We start from the raw sequence: 19,547 nt of genomic DNA, 5'->3' as shown, positions 1-19,547 counted from the left end.
AAATCCGTTGAGTATAGGCTACATAGGGTTTGCGGCAAAAAGTTTTTCCTGGGGGCAGGGTGTAGGGTGTGGGGTGTGGGGTGTAGGGTTTTACCGATTTTGAGGGGGTCAATTACCTAATTTTCAGGGAAAAAGTCCAGGGATTTTTCCCCCGATCACTCCCAGATCCATTACTTTTTGATGGCCAAAAGGTCTAAAAGTTTTACCCAACAAGGTTTTTAGATTTATTCAGCAAACCCTACATAAACAAACTATAATCTACATGAAAGAAATGTCCTAATAATTTCGCCTGTTCTTGGCTAATTGACCCTTTTCCTGCAATTAAACTAGAAGCAATTTTGTCAGAGCCAAGGATTATGGCTATGTCTTTCTTGTTAACGCTTTGTTGCTCCATCAAAAACAATAACATAGAATTAGGTGTGGTTGATTCTTGTAGATAAAAGCTTCTTTCAAAATTCTCAATTAAAAAAATTAGAAGCTCATAAAGTTCATCTTCTTCGGGAGTTCGATGCTGACGGTGCATCAATTCTTCGACAATAACCAGAGCTTTTTCATTTTCTGCTTCTGTTCTGATAACTTTAGGTAAATGGCGAGCTAGTAATTCTTTGTATTTTTCTGGATTAAAAGTAAGGGTCATTTTTCCATTGCTCCTTATCGTATTCAGCGTGAGTTAAAACATACTTGATATAAATTAGCCGCTTCTGATAATCGATACTGGTTATAAGGCGATAACGATTTCCTTTAATGTTAAAAACAGTAAAATTACCAACTGCTTCTGCTTGGGGAAATACTGTTTGAACCTCAACTAAATTATACCAAATTGCTTGACTGGCAATTTTATGCCAATTTTCTAAAGCTATTCGGGAATCAGCGTGTTTATTCGTAAATTCTCGTAATCTTCGATAGCTGATGACGTGCATTTATAAAAACAAACATAAATTATCTCTATTGTTAAAAAAGGTGGACAATGCTCATTAAATAAAATTAAGGAATACATTTTTTAACTTGCTCAAGAGACAATCCCAACGTACTAGCAATTTGCTCGGCCGTCAAGCCAAGCTCGACTAAGTTTGGAATAATTTCTAGTTTTGCTTTTTGTCTTTCTCTTTCCAGAATTGTCAGGCTTTCTTTAACATAAGGTATAGCAGTTTCTTCTATTATTGATTCAATATTTTCTGTCTCATAACTTTGTGAAGGATTAGCACAGAGGTTAATGTTACCGATTTGCACAGGATTAACCATATTGGAGTACGCATTTGCCACTCCTAATCTTTCAATAGTAGCACGGAAATTAGACTTATTTAAATCTTCTCCTAAAGCTTCGGAAAGAATGCGCCACAGTTGATAAGCTTCATCTTTAGTATGCCCTGCCGAACAATGATATTCTTCAGAAATATGGGTATATTTTTTTCCATTAAGGACTCCCTTCAGAATCGCAACTTGCAGACTGTCAAGATGTTGCCCCGTTTGTGCGAAAACTAGGTCATCCACGTATTTCAACACCGCTTGTACGTCCATTAACCTGTTGCTTCATACCTCTAACGCCCACCCGTTATTATCCGCTATAATCCGCTTTTTGTCAAGATTATTAATAAAACTCCCGCCTTTATCCGCCACCATCCGACTTTAGATTAGCTGAAATCAGGCTTATGCTTGAAGCAGGAATTGATGAGGCTAAAAGAATGGCTAATAAAATTACCACCATAACACTAGCTACTGGAGTTTTCCTCGGTTGTGCAGTCATTGAAACTCCCGTTGTAAATTCTGCTCCAACATTACTCGGACCAACTCCTTATCTTAGCTTTAATGATAGTCCATTTAAAAATGTTAACTTTAGCTATTTTTACCTTGAGAATTTTGAGGATGGTTCCCTGAATGTGCCAGGTGTTACAGCCTCTAGTGCTAGTGGCTTACCATTTGGCGTGGAAAGTCCAGGTTTTTATACAGATTCTGTTGATATTGACGACGGAGTGATTGATGGAAACGGGCAACAAGGTCATTATCTCGTTGAAGTAGGTAATGGAATAATAGGAGGCTTTAAATTTACTTTCAATGCCAATACTTTAGGAAACTTTCCTACTCATGTAGGTATTGTCTGGACAGATTCATATTCAAGCTTTGGCGGAATAGATCAAACACCACTAACTTTTGAAGGGTTTGATGCACAAGGAAATTCTTTAGGTACTATTGCACTTGGTCAGGGACAGATTGGCGATACCAGAAACGACGGAACAACAGTTGATGATCGCTTTTTTGGAGTTATCAATTTAGCAGGCATTTCAGCTATCTCAATATCTCAGACTTTGATCAATGTAGGCTTTGGAGTAGATCACTTAGAATATGGATTTGTTCCCCAATCTAGTCAACCTGTTTCTGAACCTTCCACTGTCTTTGGTTTATTAGGATTCGGTTTATTTGGACTAGGTGTATTCTGCAAGCGGACTGTTTCAGCTAATTGGATGTAATAGATTCTCCCGATCTCCCGGGGAGCATCCCACTTTTGCAATAAGCAATTGTACTTAGATGTGAAATGCTTATATGGCAAGCCTTTTCGGGAGTTCATAGATTTTTAACGGTTCTCTAAATTGTGTGATTGGAACCAGAATCGTTATACTAAATCCGGTTATTAAAGACTGATTATTTATTCCCCCTTTTGCATGAGTGCCTTTTGCCTGTCCTGATATGTAGCCTATGCTCAACGGATTTAGTATAACTTCTGCTGATCACCATAAGTGAGATAAATTCACAAATATGAGATACACCCGATTGATAGTGAACACTCATTATATATTAATAAACATAAATAAATATGAAGTAATTTAAGTTTCAAGAAGAATGAACCCGATCTTTTTTACGATGGGGGTAAAAGTGATTTTCAATTTCTCAGGTTGAAAGATGAATCCAGATTAAGCTATCTCAACGATAAGAGGACAAGCCAATGTTTGAAGATTTTACCTATATTACCGATGAGGCTTTTTTAGAGAATTATTGGTGGGAAGAAAAAGTTATCTGTCCCCACTGCCAGGGCAAAGAAAGAATCTATCTAGAGACGGAGAATGAATCCGTCCCCTGTAAATTCTGTGAGGGTAAAGGCATTATTAAACGAAAACAAGAGGAAACTAACTATTCCTAAAAATCTGTAAAATTAGATACCATACATTAAAAATCTTCTTGAGTTAAAACCTCTGGCTGACATTGTTTAATTTCGCTGTTAATTCCCAGGGCAGATTCCGATTGGAGGTCTTCGATATAACCGGATTGATGGGATAAAGCTTCCGAAAAACTCTCAAAAGGACCGAAATAATAGAGACATTTCGGCTGAGTGGTGGTGATCTCTATCCACCAAGGTTGAGGTAGTAAACTAGGCTTAATCGGGGCAGTTTCTGGGTCAAGAGGCCTTATACTGAGAATCTTGGCCCCTTGGCGCAGGAGGCGCTGTGTTTCTTGACTCATGCGGCTTTTAGGTACTCGCAGCACTGTCCGGGAGAAGCGTTGAGGCAAAGAGCCAGAAGAACCGGAAAAAACAACTTCATAGAGAAATATTTGATTCTCTCCCTGATTATTAGCCTCTAGCATACAGAAAAGATTCTCTTTTAAGGGTAAGGGTTAAAAAACAGACGCTACTTTGAGCAGATGACTCAAGCAAAATCATCTCCTAACAGAGTAGCGCATCTTGATACCATAGCATAGAGCGGCAAAAAGTTAGGTTTTGACCTACTCTCCCCTCACAGCATAGCTTGACGAGAGATTCTTCAACAAGAAGAACCCGATAGAGTTCTTTATGATGCTGTAGCCGAATCTAGGGCCGTTATCTTAATGGTGAGGTACAAAGTTTTTGTTTTTTGGAGTCGGTGGTCGATGCCAAATCCTCTTATACTTCATCTTTATGAGAAACCCTGTCAATAGGGTTTGCGGCAAAAAGTTTTTCCTAGGGGTAGGGTGTGGGGTGTAGGGTGTAGGGGTTTCCCCATTTTTGAATTGGCGAATTACCTAATTTTCAGGGAAAAAGTCCCTAAATTTTCCCACCGAACAATCCAATGGCTGGCACTTTTTGATTTCAAAAAGACCAAAAGATATTAGCCAAAAAGGTTTTTATATTTATGCAGCAGTCTCTCAATAATATTGACAACAAATAGAGTTTTTAAACAAATATGCAGCCACCAAAATTAAGCTTAGGAACCAGATTATTTTTATCCCATCTCCTCGTTATGGTGGTGGGATTGAGTAGCTTTATTATCATTGCTAAATTATCTTCTCCGCGAATGTTTGTTTTGCGTTTGGAACAGTTAGAAAGGCAGGGATTTTTTACCGTGCGATCAGCGAGAACTTTCTTGGTTAGGGGTTTTGAGACAGCTTGGGATAGTAGTGCTATTTGGTCATTCATTGCGGGAGGAAGTACGGCTGGTTATCTGAGTTTTTTGGTTTCTCAACGCATTATGAAACCGGTAAAACAAATGAAACAAATCACTAAAAATTTTGCTGAAGGGGATTTATCGGCGCGAGTTCCAGAAAGCGAAATCCCAGAATTAAATCAATTAGCCATCAGTTTTAATCAGATGGCGATTAGTTTAGCCGATGTGGAAAAACGGCGCCAGGAATTAATCGGTGATCTTACCCACGAATTACGCACCCCTTTAACTGTGGTACGGGGATATTTAGAAGAATTAGCCGATGGTGCGATCGAACCTAATCCAGAACTTTATCAGAAATTAGTGAAAGAAACCCGCAGGTTAGAACGTTTAACCCACGATCTACAGGAGCTATCGCGAGCGGAATCTGGTTATCTATCGATTAAAATGCAACCTGTTAATTTATTACCTTTGTTAAATTCTCTCATCGAAAAATTTGCCGATCAATTATTAGAAGATGGACCGACTTTACAGTTAGATTGTCCCCCCAATTTACCATCTGTCATGGCCGATCCCGATCGCCTCGAACAAATCTTAGTTAATCTGCTCGGTAATGCCATTCGTTACACCGATAATGGTGCAATTACCCTGCAAGTGACAAGGGACAAAAATCGCCTACAAATTGCCGTTATCGATACAGGAATTGGCATCGCAGCAGAGGATTTACCCTTTATTTTCGAGCGCTTTTGGCGGGCCGATCGTTCTCGTTCCCGTTATTCTGGGGGTAGTGGTATTGGTTTAGCGATTACCCGTCGTTTAGTGGAATTACACCAAAGTCAAATCGAGGTGGAAAGTGAATTAGGTAAAGGCAGCACTTTCCGTTTTTCCCTAGCAATATCTCCCAATTGAGAGATGGGGATTTTTCAGTGAACAGTAAACAGTAATCAGTGAACTGAAAACGGTTCTTCGTTACTTAGTATGGTTCGATAGGGGGGCATAAATCGACTAAATCCTTATCTGGCAAGGGATTTAATTGATTAGTTCGCTCTAGATCGAAAACAATTAACAAAAATCGCCAAATGTCTTTCTCTATAAGAGTTTCATTTTTTGTAACCCTGTACGTTGCATAAGACAAACCGAAGAACCCTGAAAACTAACATCTGATCAGTGATCACTGATAACTGATCACTGATAACTGATCACTGATTAAATGCCGTGACTTTTGCCGATAACCCAATGACGACGGAAGAAGCGAGCGAGCGAGGTTTCTTCTAAGGATAAGTAAATCGGTCTTCCGTGGGGACAGGTGCGGGGATTACGGGTATTTTGCCAATCATCGAGTAAATTCTGCATTTCTTTTAAACTTAAAGCTGTACCGTTGCGGATAGCACTCCGGCAAGCGGTAGCAACCTGAGCGGTTTGTAAATCCCCCCCTAAACTTAATTCTAGTAAAGCATCAGCCCGATCCTCGCGTTCTTTTAGTAGAACAGGAATACTACGAATTGCCCAAGAGCGATCGCCAAAACTAGCAATTTCTAATCCTAAACGTTGTAATTGTTCGATTTGTCGAGTAGTTAACTGATTTAAGATGATCGGAGTATCTAACGGCACGATTTCCCAGTTATCCTCTAAACGTTCGTACAAAACCCGCTCATGGGCAATATGTTGTTCGACTAACCATAATCCGTGAGGATGTTCGGCAACTATGTAAGTTTGGTGAATTTGGGCTACTGCCTTTAATTCCAGCCGATTTTTCGGGGATTTCTCCCCTATTGTATAGGTGCTTTTTTCTTCGGCAGCCTTGAGAATTTGACTGACGCGCTGATTTTGCGCTTTTTCGGGTATATGTTCGGGATTTAGTCCTAACGCCTTGTCTATGGCTGAAATTATCTGTTCTTGCCAAAAAATGAGGTTATGCAGGTATATTTCCGCTTTGGCTGGGTGACGATTCCAATCGATCGAACGAGGGTTAAGATGTAGATGGAGAAAACAAACGGGATAGCGATCTTTAGGGACTGTGCGAGCGAAAGCTTCAAATATTGCCTGTTCTAACTCCGATGAGCGCACCATTCGCCCATTAACAGCAATTCTAACCCAATCTGGTTGATGGCGAGAAATGCGATCGGGCAAACCAATGACTAATTCAATTTGAGCAGATTCTGCGTCAGGAGTCGTTAAGTCAAGTTTTAGGGATGCTAAATCGTTAAAATGCAGAGATTTAACTAATTGGGGTAATATTTGACTGGCATCCTTACCCGGACTAATGCGTAACCAATCTTGATGATCTTGAAAAACCTGCCAAGTAATTTGGGGATGACAGAGAGCAAAATTATGAATTAAAGTCTGTATATCCTTTAATTGTTTGTTAATTGACGGTAAAGCTTGACGACGCACGGGAAAGTTACCAAAGAGATTCTCTACCGTGACGATAGTACCGATAGCTATAGGAATCGTTTCTAAATTACCCGGCTCGCCTTGGTGATTGTAAAGACAATAACAACCTAAATCATCGTCATGGCGACTGGCAACCCGCAGATGCGCCACCTGTGCGATACTGTGCAAAGCTTCACCACGGAATCCGAGACTGGTAATCTGCCAAAGATCGTCCCGTTGGCGGATTTTGCTGGTACTGTGGGCATAGCTACACAGTTGCAAATCTTCTCTAGACATTCCCCTGCCGTTATCCGATACTTGTATTCGCCAGTTTTGGGGAGATATATCGATGGTAATCCTCTCTGCCCCCGCATCAATGGCATTTTCGACTAATTCTCGCACCACAGCGCCTAAAGAGTCGATTACCTCTCCTGCGGCAATTAAATCGATTACGTCTTGGGGTAAAACTTGTATGGGCAAGGTCATCAATTAATGGTTTTAGCCAAGGGCAAACTCGGTATATTGTCGCACATGGGGCCCATGGTAAGCTAAAACGATGTCTTGTTTGGGGACTCCCCTAGCTACCAATTTATCAGCGATCGCTGCTGCCGTGCCGTCGTGCTGCACTCAGATTTTATTACTAATAATATCAACGGGAATTATACAGCCATAAATGCCCGTGCTGCTGTCCCCGTAACCGAATCAAAAAATGTTTCAGTTTTGACGGGATCACTAGGCGCTCTCAGTAGGGAATCTGATTTTTGTGAATTACTGTTTGAAAGAGTCCCCGACCGAGAAAATATTGATAGAGTATTGATTAGGAGACTAGGAAAAATTCAACTTTAAGAGGATTGTCACTGATGACAGCAGTTACCGAGAATGATCTGAAAAGGTTAGAAGATTTAATCGTTAGCGGACAGAAAGCGATCGAATCCCGACTAACAGCGATCGAGTCCCGACTGACAAACCTAGAAAATGGACAGAAAGCGATCGAGAACAGTCTAGGAGAAATTAAAGGAGATATTAAGGCCTTAGATGCCAAAGTTATGGGACTAGAAAAGCGGGTTGACGATCTCAACGCACGAGTCAACATTACGACCATTGGATTCCTTAGCATTGTCGGCATTTTGGTGACAGGAATGCTGACTATTGCAGCAAAACAGTCTTTTTCCCCTAGTCCCTAGAATGATACTAAATCCTGTGTAAAAGGTATAGGAGAGTAGGTGAGTGCCAAAGCACTGGAGCGGGGAAAAACAATCGATAACTTGGCAGTTAATCACACTATTAAAAACGGATTTGGTGTAAGACGGCCTAAATAAGTCGATATATGGTTCTGCTCGCTGTCTATGTCGGGGAGAAATCCCTCTGGCATTTCTCCAGTGCGGAATGTAGGCTAAAAATTGGCCCCGTCAGGAAATCTTGATGTTAAATTCCCCAAAAATTGCGCTAGGATCGGCTTCATAGCACAGGAAAGGCGATCGAGTGGGATAACCGATCCTGTGGCTTGAGAAGGTGACTGTATAATTGTTAGAGTGTCAATAGATCAATTCCAGAGGAATCATGAGCAATATCCAAGATAAAATTCAAGAAGAGCTAGAAAACGCCAGAGCCGTCTGTAGTACGGAAGGTGCCACCTCTGGCGAATGCGCCGCCGCTTGGGATGCGGTGGAAGAATTACAAGCAGAAGCCGCTCACCAACGTCAGGACCACCCCCAAAAAACCTACTTCGAAAATTATTGTGATTCTAATCCCGATGCCGCCGAGTGTCGCATTTATGAAGATTAATGCAGTCAGGCAGCGGTTTTTTCTCTCCTCACAGTAGAATCCTAGCTTTAGGGCGATCTCAGCTATAAAGGGATCGCCCCTCGTTTTTTTGTTTGTTGGTCAAGCTGTGGCCGATTTTGGCTCCTGCGTCCGAAGACAGTAAAATATTGACAGTGTAATTATGTCTGAATAGTTTATGAATCAACTTTGGTTTCGTCCTCTCGTTTGGATAGATTATCGTTTAGCCGTCCTATTTACGGTGATTATTCCGGCAATTTTGTTAATTTGGTCTTTATTTGCAAAAATCGAATCATTACAAAAATTGTTGATTATCTATTGGCGAGTGGCTAGTCTTTTATTAATTACTGTATATTTAATGATCGCTTCCTGGCCGATTGGTTTTGTCACCAGTTTTTTAGCTAAGATTTTAATCCCGATTTCCCTCTGGTTTTGGGTGGATATTAACGATGAAATTAAAGATTTACCCGCCAGTCCAATTAAATTTGTCACCACTGCTTGGCGTTGGGCAGTAACGATTTATTGTCCTTTGGGCGCAATTTCTACCTTACCTTTTCTCTCCTGTGCTATGTCAGGGGAATTGCTAAATTCTCCCTATTGTCAAGTTTGGCAGGAAGCACCTTGGCAGTTTCGCGAGATTTTTCATTCAGAAGCTACCGCTAATGTTTTGGGCTTTTTTGGTTTAGTTGGTCTCTCTTTTTATACTCTCTATTTTGCCCATTTTCTTCTTATTCGCCTTGGCAAACAGGGACGTTCAGCTTTACAATAGTAGGTCTTTAGCTATCGATAATTAGCCATTTTTCTATGAATATTGGTAGACAACTCGAACAATACACCCTCAAAAATCCCCAAGAGGTTTTATTAGTGACTATTGCTGTGGATGGGGAGGAGGAAGAAATCTCTATTTTTAAAGGTTTTTCTAGTTCCCTTACCCGCAGCACCCCCTACGATCCCGATATTCCGATCATTCCTGAAACTGCTAGAGTTATTAAGATAGATCGTCTTGCTAGTCCTTATCATCCCCTTAATCCTCGCTATATCCAAGAAAATCTTACCTTAGAGGAAATGCAATCTTTACTGATTAATTGAAACGGTAATTTTGCTTGGATAATATCAGCACCCATCTCGATGGATTTAACAGCTTTTATTTACCATCCATAAACTTTGTCTATCTAGACAAGAGGTAAATTTTGCGGCGTTTTAGTGGTAAAATTACCAAAGAACAATAATCGCTGCCAGTATTCAAGCTGTCAAAGTGGATTTCATCCTCGGCATCGATCGAGAACAATCAAAAAACTGGAGAATAATCGGAGAATCTATGCAACTTAACCCACCTAACCAAGAACTATTACAAATTGAGTATTTAGTTACCTCTGCCACCGGTCAAAATATGGTTAAAGACGAGGGAAAAGATGTGATTAAAGGATTAACTAAAACCCCCAAAAGTTTACCATCTAAATATTTTTATGATCGGCAAGGTTCCCAACTTTTTGAAGCAATCTGTCAATTACCAGAATACTATCCCACTAGGACAGAAGCCGCTATTCTCCAAGAATATGCTCAAGAAATTGTCGCCTATACAGGTCCCTGCGAATTGATAGAATTAGGTAGTGGTAGTTCCACGAAAACTCGTCTGTTATTGGACGCTTATTATCGGCAACAAAAATCCTCTAAATATGTACCTATCGATGTTAGTGAAACTATTCTCAAAGCTAGTGCCATAGAATTACAAAAAGAATATCCTAATTTACCCATTCAGGGGTTAATTGGAACCTACGAACAGGCCTTAGCTTATTATCAAAACACTTCCTATAATACCAGAATGATTTTTTTCTTGGGAAGTTCTATCGGTAATTTTTCTGCATCTGAATGTGATAAATTCTTAGAAGAAATTGCCACTGTCCTAAAAGCTGGAGATTATTTTTTATTAGGGATTGATCTCCAAAAACCAGCGGCAATTCTAGAAGCAGCTTATAATGATGTCCAAGGGGTGACAGCAGCTTTTAATTTAAATATGCTTTCCCATTTAAATTGGCGTTTTCAAGCTGATTTTAACCTTGATTTATTTAGTCATCAAGCTATCTATAATCAAGACAAATCCCAAATTGAAATGTATTTAATTTGTCAAAAAACTCACCATGTTCATCTTAAAAAACTCGATTTAACAGTTAATTTTCAAGCATCAGAAAGTATTTTGACAGAAATTTCGCGTAAATTTAACCTAGAAACTATGGAAAAAGACCTAGAATCAAAGGGATTAAAACCGCTTAGGGTTTTCACCGATCCTGAAAATTTATTCGGGTTAATTCTCTGTCAGTTATACCTGTAAATAACGAAAACATTCTCATCAGTAATAGAGGCATAAAAACATGGAAAAGATTCAAGCACAGGCTCCTATATCTCTAAATAAATGTAGTCGAGAAAATCTACTGGACTATTTTGAAAATGCTTGGCAATTAGAAGATATGCTGTTAAAAAGCATCATCAAAGAAGAAGCTTTTTATTGTAACCCTGACGATTTAAGAAATCCCCTCATTTTTTATTTAGGTCATGCTGCCGCTTTTTATCTTAATAAATTGCAGCTGGTTAACCTATTAAAAAAAAGCCCTAATCCTGACTACGAATTATTGTTTGGAGTGGGAGTAGATCCGGCAACTCCCGCAGAATTAAACTCTGCTATCGCCCATATTCAGTGGCCCGGGGTGGCTAAGGTTTGGGAATATCGGCAACAAGTCTATGAAATTGTGGTCGAAATAATTAAAAATACCCCCCTTAATCTTCCTATTCATCCTCAGCATTCTCTCTGGTCATTAATGATGGGAATTGAGCATCAGCGTGTTCACTTTGAAACATCTTCAATGTTACTCAGACAACTGCCCTTAGAGCATCTGCAACGTCCTCAAGGGTGGCATTATGCCCCTTCTTTTGGTCAAGCTTATCCTAACCAAATGGTGGCGGTTTCTGGGGGAATAGTGGAAATTGGTAAACCCCAAGATTCTCCTATTTATGGTTGGGATAACGAGTATGGTTATCGGCAAGTTCAAGTTAACAATTTTCTGGTGAGTAAATATATGATTACCAACGGAGAATTTAAAGAATTTGTCGATAATGGTTGCTACGAAAATCCCAGCTATTGGGATGAAGAAGCTTGGCAATGGAAAAATCATTACCGAGTCAAATATCCTAAATTTTGGCTGGTAGATGAGCGAGGAAATTATCAATATCGAGCCATGTTTGATGCTCTCGATTTACCTCTTGATTGGCCGGTAGAAGTTAACTATTATGAAGCGATCGCCTACTGTCGTTTTCAAGGTCAAGGAATACGTTTAATGACGGAAGCTGAATGGAATTTAGTCACCTATGGCAGTCAAAAAAATCGATGTTATACCCTAGAAAACGATAACTTTGAGGACTATAACCTCAATTTAAAATTCTGTTCTCCCACTCCCGTAGGAATGTTAAAAAATGCGGGCAATAACTCAGAAATTGATGATTTACGCGGTAACGTCTGGGAATGGCTAGAAGATGATTTTAATCCCTTAACTGACTTTCAACCCCATTACCTCTATGCTGACAATTCCACTCCTTTCTTTAATAGTCAACATAAAATGATGTTAGGAGGAGCTTGGGTAACTAACGGCACAGAAATCCTACCCTACTATCGCAATTGGTTTCGCCGGAATTTTTATCAACACGCTGGTTTTAGAATCGCACAAAGTCTTTAGGTGGGGTGTGGGGTGTGGGGTGTGGGGTTTTACCCATTTTCAGGGAAAAAGTGCCTAATTTTCCCCCCCGATTACTGCAAAGGCCAGCACTTTTTGATGTCAAAAAAGCCTAAAGATATTATCCAACAAGGTTTTTAGATTTATTCGGCAAACTTTAGGTAATTGCCAATTTTTAAAAAAATTCCTGTAACAGTTGCCCCTCGATCGCTACAATAGAACCTAGTAGAGCGCGGATAAAATCGATCACCATGAATCAACCTGCAATTTTTCATCTCGCTATTCCGATTACCGATGTGTCCAGTGCTAAAAGCTTTTACTGTGATGGTTTAGGTTGTTTAGCGGGAAGGGAAACCGAGAAAGCGATTATCTTAAATTTCTCCGGTCATCAGGTAGTCGCTCACGTCACCGAAATGCCTCTTACTCCCCAAAATAGCATTTATCCTCGCCATTTTGGTCTAATTCTGCCGGATGCCAGCGATTGGGACAATCTTCTCGAAAAAGCGCGAGTCAATCAACTAAAATTTTATCTAGAACCAAAAACTCGCTTTACTGGGGAGATAACCGAACATAAAACCTTTTTCCTGGAGGATCCTTTCTATAATCTCCTGGAATTTAAACATTATCGCCACTACGAAGCTATTTTTGCCAGTCGGGAATTAACAGCGATCGGCGATCGAGCTTAAAATAAACAACAGGTGACTTTTTTGTAACTGGTTAGTCCTCTCCTCAATCGAGACAAAAATAGGGGAACTTCGCTCAGATTTTCTCATCAAAACTAAAAAAACCTTGGCTGGCAATGATCAATTCTTAGGAAATCTATGAAAAAACTTTTATTGTTAACCCTATTCATTATCGGTCTAGGATTTGCTCTCTTTAACTTTACTGGATTAGCAAATCGTGGCGAATATCAATCAATTTTGATCGACTTTAAAGACGATATACCCGTCAGCGTCCTCGATGAGCAGTTAAATGCTATCAACAAAAAAGCGGGAAAAACCACCAGTTTAAATAGTATTTTTTCCATCGATGAACATCTTTACATTATCGATGGAGATAGCAAACTCCTGAAAAATCTCCGCAATTCCGACCTAAAAAAATACACCGAATCGATCGAACCCGATTATATTTATCATGCTTTTATCGCCCCCAATGACCCCGACTATAGCAAACAGTGGAACCTAAGGGGAATTAACATCGAACGTGCTTGGGAAGAAAATCACGGTGAAGGGATCACCGTCGCTGTTATTGATACAGGTGTATCAATAGTTCCCGATCTGCGAGAAACCGAGTTTGTCGAAGGCTACGACTTCGTCAACGATCGCAGCAATGCCGAGGACGATAACGGTCACGGAACCCATGTAGCGGGAACAATTGCCCAATCGACCAATAATAACTACGGGGTGGCCGGCATCGCCTACAAAGCCAAAATTATGCCCCTCAAGGTGCTTTCCGGGACGGGTGGGGGAACCGTGGGAGATATTGCCGAAGCGATCCGTTTTGCCGTCGATAATAAAGCCGATGTCATCAATATGAGTTTAGGGGGTGGAGGGGAAACCCAAGTAATGAAAGAGGCGATCGAATATGCCTATAGTAAAGGTGTGGTAATCGTCGCCGCTGCCGGTAATGCCGATGATAATTCCGCCGCCTATCCCGCCCGTTTTCCGCACGTTATCGGGGTTTCTGCGGTAGATGCCTCCGGAAATAAAGCCCCCTATTCTAATTTCGGGGCCGGAATCGATATTGCTGCCCCAGGCGGCTCCGATACGGGTAAAATTGTCCAAGAAACCATCGATCCGGCTAAGGGGGGGGAACCGGCGTTCCTCGGTTTTCAGGGAACCAGCATGGCTGCCCCTCACGTTGCCGGGGTGGTAGCTTTAATCAAGGCTGCGGGAATTAAAGAACCCAATGCAGTTTTAGAGGTTTTGCAACAGTCGGCCCGTAAGATCAAGGATGATCCCTTTAATCATTTTGGGGCCGGACAATTAGACGCGGGCAATGCCCTACAATTGGCCCTGAAAGGACAGATTACTTTCCGGGATTTTTGGCGTTGGTTGCGCGATAACGGTTATCTCAATCCCCGTTTCTGGATTGATGGCGGCGCGGTGGCGGTTTTGCCCAAAATGGCTATGGTTTTGGGTTCTTATCTTCTTGCTTGGTGGCTGAGAAGTTATTTTCCCTTCTCCTGGAACGGATTTTTGAATGCTGGTCTAATTTTTGGCAGTTCTGGCTTATTTTTCCTCAGAGGTCTTTATATCTTCGATTTACCCCAATGGCCTTTCCGAGTGATGGGGAGTTCTCTTTCCGACCTAGGAGGTGTTATTCAGGGAAGTTCTGCCCTTAATCCGCTTTTCGCTAGTGTTATCCTGCCCTTTGTCCTGATTGCGCTGCTTTTGGGTCATCCCCAAGCAAAATGGTTAGCGGTGGGGGTATCTTTAGCCATGGCGGTGACTTTAGGTATCAGTGCTGTTATCGATCCTACTCTGATCTGGTTCGGTTCTGGTACGATCGCTCGGACATTTTTGGGCGTAAATGCGCTTTTATGTCTCGGTTTAGGTTATTTAGCCCTAAAAAGTGCTACTTCATCCCGATACGCTTAAACAGGGGTTACAATGGGACAATAAGGGTGATTTACCGATAAAAACCTCTTTGGTTTTGGTATCTTCCTTTTGTTTTGCATTGAGTTCTCCTACAACAGCAGCCTCGGACATTAACCGAGGTTTTTTCTTTATGGTGTATGTTAGTTTCTAAGGGTTTTTTGGGAATCCCCAATCCCTATCTCGAAAGTTTCCCCCAATACCCCCTCGAATCATCGAGTTTATCTATTGTCTCTTTTCTAAGGTGTCTATCGTGTCAAATCATAAAATTCTCGTTATCGATGACAGTAAAGTGATCAGAATGCACGTTCGCGATATGTTACCAGAGGGTAACTTTGAATTCCTCGAAGCTAAAGACGGATTAGAGGGTTATAATCTCATCCGTACCGAAAACCCGAATTTGATTATTTTGGACTTCCTTCTCCCGAAAATGAGCGGTTGGGAGGTGTTTCAGCAAATCCAAACCGAAGATAATCTCAAAAGTATCCCCCTAGTGTTAATGTCGGGACGGAAAGAGGAGGTAGTAGAGAAAATCCCCGAACCTTTCCAGCATTTTGCCTTTATTGAGAAGCCTTTCGACCAAAAACAATTGGTACAAGCGATTAAAGAAGCGAGGGCTAAGGCCAAACAATATTCCCCCAAACCAACAGTTTTTAGCCCGAAACTAGAGGAACTCACCGGGGATTATAGCACCGATATTCAGACTCTCCGGACCCAAATTGCCCAAATGCAAACAGAAATGGAAACTATGAAGAAACAAATGTCTCAATTAGTGGCTTTTATTAAGAAAAAACTGGCCTAGAACTATTCAGCCCGATTTTTGATGACTTGGGCCAGCAGTTATCCTTATCTGGCGGTGCCAATCTCTGGCTAATCTCCTATCCCTTTTAAACAGGATTTAGGATAATATGAAGTAGTCTTTATTTGGTGAGTGACTAATACTAAATCCGTTGAGTATAGGCTACTTATAGAGGGGAGGCAAAAGGCAACAGGCAAAAGGCAAAAGGGGAAATAAATAATCAGTTTTTAATAACCAGATTTAGTATTAATTCACTGATAACTAGGGCTTGCTGAATAATGGTAAAACCCTTTTAAAATAAGGCTTTTGACCTGTTAAAATCCGATGTTCATGCTGCGAAAATAGGATTGGGACATTCAAAAACCTTGCATTATTCTTAATACAGTACATAAGTTGGTACAAAAAGAAGGATAACAAAGCCTGAAACGACTGGCTACTGACGACCGACGACCGACTCCTAACCCCACCAATAGACTTTTTAAGCAAACCCTAACTAATTATGAATTGGCAAGAAATAGCAGGTAATTGGGTTTTTCTCCCCCGTCGTCCCCGGGGTATCATTCACTTTTTAGGGGGGGCATTTGTGGCGGCGGCCCCGAATATTACCTATCGTTGGTTATTAGAAAGTCTTGGGAATTCAGGATACGCTATTGTTGCTACTCCCTTTGTTAATACCCTCGATCATAAATCGATCGCCCGCACAGTTTTAAACCGTTTTGATAATATTATTGAACGTCTGCGCTGGAATCATAGTCTGCCCCAAGGTTATCTCCCCATCTACGGATTGGGTCACAGTATGGGGTGTAAACTACATTTATTAATCGGTAGTCTCTACGAAGTGGAACGGGCGGGAAATATCCTCATTTCCTTTAATAATTATCCGATTCGTCGAGCTATTCCCTTTATCGAACCTTTGCAAATTGACACCACTTTTAACCTCGAATTTACCCCTTCCCCCGAAGAAACAAACGAGTTAATTTTCCAAGATTATGCCATTCGTCGCAATCTTTTAATCCGTTTTCAAGACGACACGATCGATCAATCTCTGGTATTAAATCCCCTGCTAAAAAAACGCTTTAATGATTTAATTGCCCTGCGAACTCTCCCGGGCAATCATCTCACTCCCTTGAGTCAAGATGTCAGTTGGCAAACCGGAGAAGTATTTACTCCCCTCGATGCGATCGGCCAATGGTTAAAACAGGGACTTGCCCGGGATAATTCCCGTCTCAAAGATGAGATTCTCCACTGGTTAAATCCCGTCCTTCGGGCCTCTCGTTAGCTTTCCTCTAGATTAATCCCCATTGCCCGTAATTGCGCCTCTATGCGGGCTAATTTTGCCTCAGCCAATTCGGCCCGTTGACGTTCCTGTTGGGCTTGCTGTTCGGCTAATTCAGCCTTTTGCTTGATTTCTGGGGTGGTCAAAAACCGCGAGCCATCGGGATGAAAAATAGCTAACTGGGGACTCTCCAGTTGAAAACGGATCTGTAGAAGCGGACTCTGCCAATTATCGATCGCAGGAATCATCTCCAAGTGATCACCCCTGCGCCACCAACCCTGTAGATAATTAGCATCGGGATCGTAGAGATAATATTCTTCTACGCCAAAACGCTGATAAAATTGCCATTTTCGGCGCATTTCCGCTTTAGTGTTGCCCGGAGAGAGAATTTCAAAGACTACCTGCGGCGCAATCTGGTTCTCTAACCATTGCTTATAGGAACCTCGATCGCCCTTGGGTCTGCCGAACACCACCATAGCATCTGGCGCTTGACAGGTTTTATTATCCCCCTCGACCGGATACCACAACAGATCGCCGGCGATAAACACATTGTCATTCTCTGCGAATAAACATTCGAGATTTTCCTTGATCGTCACGATCCAGCGAAACTGTTTGGTATTATCGGCCATCGGTTTACCATCACTATCGGGATAGATAATCTCCGACTCAGAGAAAGATATCGCTTTTACCATCGTTCTACTCCCTAGCGTACTAACTATTTAGTATAGCATTAAATTCCCTGACGAAAGAGGGCAAAAGCCGAAGTATAACCGTGTAAAAAAGTGCGACCGCCCACTGGCCCGATTTCTCCATTGCCAAAGAAGCCAGCGAGGGGAACATTGGCGAAATAACGCTGAAAAAGACCCGAATCAAAGTCCGGTTTTTCGTAGAGATTTTCCCCGCGACCGAGACAGGAAAAGATCAAAGCTCCTAGTATATCTGAACTAGCGGGTTTTTCTTGGGGAAAAGCTTGCAAAAGTAATTCTAAATCTAGGGCGGAAGTCTCGGCATCGCGCAGGTGAAATTGTACCCGCTGCCCCGGACGAACTCGATCGCCAATTGCGATCGCACCTTGGCGAGGATCTACTCCCAAAACATTGCGAATTAAGAAATCTCCGGGCCGCAACTGCATTTTAAACTCATCCCTAGCAATACCGATAAAAAGGGAGTGTTGCGCTAATTCTCGGTCTTTTTCCCTCAAGGAGGGGATTAAAGCCCGCAGTAGATTTAAAGGTGGTTGCGGGGTCCCATCGGCCCCTTTACCGGTCATGGAGATGATAATATTGCGTTCTCCCTCACTCACCTGATAAATCGGTCCGATGGGACGACAACCCTGGGCGACGATAGTTTCGACGATAATATTGCCAGAAAGGGCGATTCCTACGGTTCCCTGACGATAGAGATAGGTATTACGGGGTTTTTGTTGATCGTGGTAGAATAGACCCCCAGAACGTTCGATCATGCCACCACTGACTAAACCGCCGATTTTGGCCGAACTGGGGTAGGCAAAATCTAAACCCTCTAACAGATCATTGATGCGACTGGAAAAAGGATCGGCTAAAAGGATAAATTGGGGATTTTTGGCCGCTTCTACCCCTAATAATTCTGTCCAACTAGAGGGGGAACTGTCGAGATCGGGCATTTCCGCCGCTTCGATATAGAAAGGCTGTACTTCCACATTGGGCAAATGGGCGACGGTGAGACTTAAAGCTGGACTCGCTTCGATTTCTCGCGCTTTTTCCCTGTCATCCATGCCGACAATCCCCGCCCCACCGCAGCCGATCAGGACAGGAACGGAGAGTTTATCCAAGATTAAGGGAACTAAACGGGGATAGTCGCTGGCATAGGCAGAAGAAATAAAAATTATGGCTAAATCTGCCGATCCAACTAATTTATCTTGCACTTTTTCCACTACCTCCGTCACCGCCGCTTCTAGGGAGGGACGGGTTGATAGGGCATTAATCCACTCGATGCGATCGCTCATCGAAAATTTTGGGTCTGAAACCCCGTCGTTCTACGACGGCTTTACTGTTAAATACTAGCACATTTACGAAATATATGCTAAAATGTGAGGCATGGAAAAAGCCTATTCGTTTCGATTTTACCCCACACCCGAACAAGAGTCGCTATTGCGGCGCACTTTGGGCTGTGTAAGATTGGTTTACAATAAGGCACTCCATCTCAGAACACAAGCTTGGTATGAAAGACAAGAAAGAGTAGGATATACTGAAACTTCTTCAATGTTGACCGAGTGGAAAAAGCAAGAAGAATTAGACTTTCTCAATGAAGTAAGCTGTGTACCTTTACAACAAGGGTTAAGACACCTACAAACAGCTTTTACTAACTTCTTTGCTGGTCGTACTAAGTATCCTAACTTTAAGAAAAAACATCAAGGAGGAAGTGCCGAATTTACCAAATCTGCTTTTAAATTTAAAGACAGACAAATCTATTTAGCTAAATGCACAGAACCTTTACCTATTCGATGGTCAAGACAAATACCAGAAAGCTGTGAACCAAGCACAGTAACAGTCAGATTACATCCTTCTGGACGTTGGCATATCTCAATAAGATTTGATGACCCAACGATTAAGCCTTTACCAGTAACAGATAAAGCCATTGGAATTGACTTAGGAATTAGTAGCCTCGTGA

General features: G+C 41.7%; 22 protein-coding genes. 14 read left to right on the top strand and 8 right to left on the bottom strand.

The window, feature by feature from the left end:
* Positions 1-238: 238 nt before the first annotated feature.
* The 3 genes from O9295_RS22625 to O9295_RS22615 form a co-directional block, all read right to left on the bottom strand.
* Positions 239-637, bottom strand: coding sequence for a helix-turn-helix domain-containing protein (locus O9295_RS22625; protein WP_002788855.1), 399 nt, complete (start codon positions 635-637; stop codon positions 239-241).
* Complete coding sequence (locus O9295_RS22620; protein ID WP_002788853.1) at positions 621-920, bottom strand: type II toxin-antitoxin system HigB family toxin; 300 nt, start codon at positions 918-920, stop codon at positions 621-623. Before O9295_RS22620 ends, O9295_RS22625 begins: the two co-directional genes overlap by 17 nt.
* A 64-nt stretch (positions 921-984) precedes the next feature.
* Positions 985-1,518, bottom strand: a complete 534-nt coding sequence (locus O9295_RS22615; RefSeq protein ID WP_002788851.1) for a helix-turn-helix domain-containing protein — start codon at positions 1,516-1,518, stop codon at positions 985-987.
* A 131-nt stretch (positions 1,519-1,649) separates the two neighbouring features.
* On the opposite strand from O9295_RS22615, the gene O9295_RS22610 reads away from it, so the two are divergent.
* Together O9295_RS22610 and O9295_RS22605 are read left to right on the top strand one after the other, a co-directional pair.
* Positions 1,650-2,465, top strand: a complete 816-nt coding sequence (locus O9295_RS22610) for a PEP-CTERM sorting domain-containing protein (RefSeq protein WP_288035521.1) — start codon at positions 1,650-1,652, stop codon at positions 2,463-2,465.
* Between the two features lie 473 nt (positions 2,466-2,938).
* A complete protein-coding gene (locus O9295_RS22605) occupies positions 2,939-3,133 on the top strand; it encodes a hypothetical protein (RefSeq protein WP_004159306.1) in 195 nt (64 codons plus the stop codon).
* A 26-nt stretch (positions 3,134-3,159) separates the two neighbouring features.
* On the opposite strand, the gene O9295_RS22600 is transcribed toward O9295_RS22605, so the two are convergent.
* Entirely contained in the window at positions 3,160-3,576 is a 417-nt protein-coding gene (locus O9295_RS22600; protein ID WP_147069185.1) for a DUF1816 domain-containing protein, read from the bottom strand.
* Between the two features lie 575 nt (positions 3,577-4,151).
* Here O9295_RS22600 and O9295_RS22595 point away from each other — a divergent pair.
* Positions 4,152-5,258: a sensor histidine kinase gene (locus O9295_RS22595; RefSeq protein ID WP_147069186.1), complete on the top strand. Its 1,107-nt coding sequence runs from the start codon at positions 4,152-4,154 to the stop codon at positions 5,256-5,258.
* Positions 5,259-5,555: 297 nt separating this feature from the next.
* On the opposite strand, the gene mutL is transcribed toward O9295_RS22595, so the two are convergent.
* On the bottom strand, positions 5,556-7,208 hold the full coding sequence (mutL, locus tag O9295_RS22590; protein WP_288035519.1) for a DNA mismatch repair endonuclease MutL: 1,653 nt from the start codon (positions 7,206-7,208) through the stop codon (positions 5,556-5,558).
* A 12-nt stretch (positions 7,209-7,220) separates the two neighbouring features.
* Positions 7,221-7,349 carry an element excision factor XisI family protein gene (locus O9295_RS22585; protein WP_197716366.1) on the bottom strand — a complete coding sequence of 43 codons (129 nt, stop codon included), beginning with the start codon at positions 7,347-7,349 and terminating at the stop codon, positions 7,221-7,223.
* A 233-nt stretch (positions 7,350-7,582) separates the two neighbouring features.
* Here O9295_RS22585 and O9295_RS22580 point away from each other — a divergent pair, with 233 nt between their 5' ends.
* The 10 genes from O9295_RS22580 to O9295_RS22535 all read left to right on the top strand — a co-directional run bounded on the left by O9295_RS22580 (position 7,583) and on the right by O9295_RS22535 (position 16,901).
* On the top strand, positions 7,583-7,906 hold the full coding sequence (locus tag O9295_RS22580; RefSeq protein ID WP_004159295.1) for a hypothetical protein: 324 nt from the start codon (positions 7,583-7,585) through the stop codon (positions 7,904-7,906).
* Positions 7,907-8,282: 376 nt separating this feature from the next.
* Positions 8,283-8,507 (top strand): Calvin cycle protein CP12, encoded by a 225-nt coding sequence (locus O9295_RS22575; RefSeq protein WP_002781201.1) that lies wholly within the window; start codon positions 8,283-8,285, stop codon positions 8,505-8,507.
* A gap of 175 nt (positions 8,508-8,682) precedes the next feature.
* Positions 8,683-9,273: a DUF3177 family protein gene (locus O9295_RS22570; RefSeq protein WP_004159290.1), complete on the top strand. Its 591-nt coding sequence runs from the start codon at positions 8,683-8,685 to the stop codon at positions 9,271-9,273.
* Between the two features lie 35 nt (positions 9,274-9,308).
* Positions 9,309-9,593 carry a DUF7734 family protein gene (locus tag O9295_RS22565; protein ID WP_079207459.1) on the top strand — a complete coding sequence of 95 codons (285 nt, stop codon included), beginning with the start codon at positions 9,309-9,311 and terminating at the stop codon, positions 9,591-9,593.
* Positions 9,594-9,822: 229 nt separating this feature from the next.
* The gene (gene egtD / locus O9295_RS22560; RefSeq protein WP_288035515.1) at positions 9,823-10,833 is read left to right on the top strand and encodes an L-histidine N(alpha)-methyltransferase; all 1,011 of its coding nucleotides are present in this window, start codon (positions 9,823-9,825) and stop codon (positions 10,831-10,833) included.
* Positions 10,834-10,873: 40 nt separating this feature from the next.
* Positions 10,874-12,229: a 5-histidylcysteine sulfoxide synthase gene (ovoA, locus tag O9295_RS22555; RefSeq protein WP_288035512.1), complete on the top strand. Its 1,356-nt coding sequence runs from the start codon at positions 10,874-10,876 to the stop codon at positions 12,227-12,229.
* Between the two features lie 248 nt (positions 12,230-12,477).
* Positions 12,478-12,912, top strand: coding sequence for a VOC family protein (locus O9295_RS22550; RefSeq protein ID WP_004162898.1), 435 nt, complete (start codon positions 12,478-12,480; stop codon positions 12,910-12,912).
* 135 nt (positions 12,913-13,047) lie between these two features.
* Entirely contained in the window at positions 13,048-14,826 is a 1,779-nt protein-coding gene (locus O9295_RS22545) for a S8 family peptidase (RefSeq protein ID WP_288035509.1), read from the top strand.
* Between the two features lie 250 nt (positions 14,827-15,076).
* Entirely contained in the window at positions 15,077-15,625 is a 549-nt protein-coding gene (locus tag O9295_RS22540; protein ID WP_012266907.1) for a response regulator, read from the top strand.
* 496 nt (positions 15,626-16,121) lie between these two features.
* Positions 16,122-16,901, top strand: a complete 780-nt coding sequence (locus tag O9295_RS22535; RefSeq protein ID WP_147069194.1) for a DUF1350 family protein — start codon at positions 16,122-16,124, stop codon at positions 16,899-16,901.
* On the opposite strand, the gene O9295_RS22530 is transcribed toward O9295_RS22535, so the two are convergent.
* Together O9295_RS22530 and O9295_RS22525 are read right to left on the bottom strand one after the other, a co-directional pair.
* Positions 16,898-17,590, bottom strand: a complete 693-nt coding sequence (locus O9295_RS22530; RefSeq protein ID WP_288035504.1) for a Uma2 family endonuclease — start codon at positions 17,588-17,590, stop codon at positions 16,898-16,900. The genes O9295_RS22535 and O9295_RS22530 overlap by 4 nt on opposite strands.
* A 38-nt stretch (positions 17,591-17,628) precedes the next feature.
* On the bottom strand, positions 17,629-18,882 hold the full coding sequence (locus O9295_RS22525; protein WP_147069196.1) for an FIST signal transduction protein: 1,254 nt from the start codon (positions 18,880-18,882) through the stop codon (positions 17,629-17,631).
* 91 nt (positions 18,883-18,973) lie between these two features.
* Here O9295_RS22525 and O9295_RS22520 point away from each other — a divergent pair.
* On the top strand, positions 18,974-19,547 hold a 574-nt coding region (locus O9295_RS22520; RefSeq protein WP_288035499.1), incomplete at its 3' end, for an RNA-guided endonuclease InsQ/TnpB family protein.

Origin of the sequence: Microcystis sp. LE18-22.4A, assembly GCF_027531105.1 — a bacterium.
GTDB lineage: Bacteria > Cyanobacteriota > Cyanobacteriia > Cyanobacteriales > Microcystaceae > Microcystis > Microcystis aeruginosa.
The sequence above is the reverse complement of the archived record's forward strand: the minus strand, read 5'-3'. Positions and strand labels throughout refer to the sequence as shown.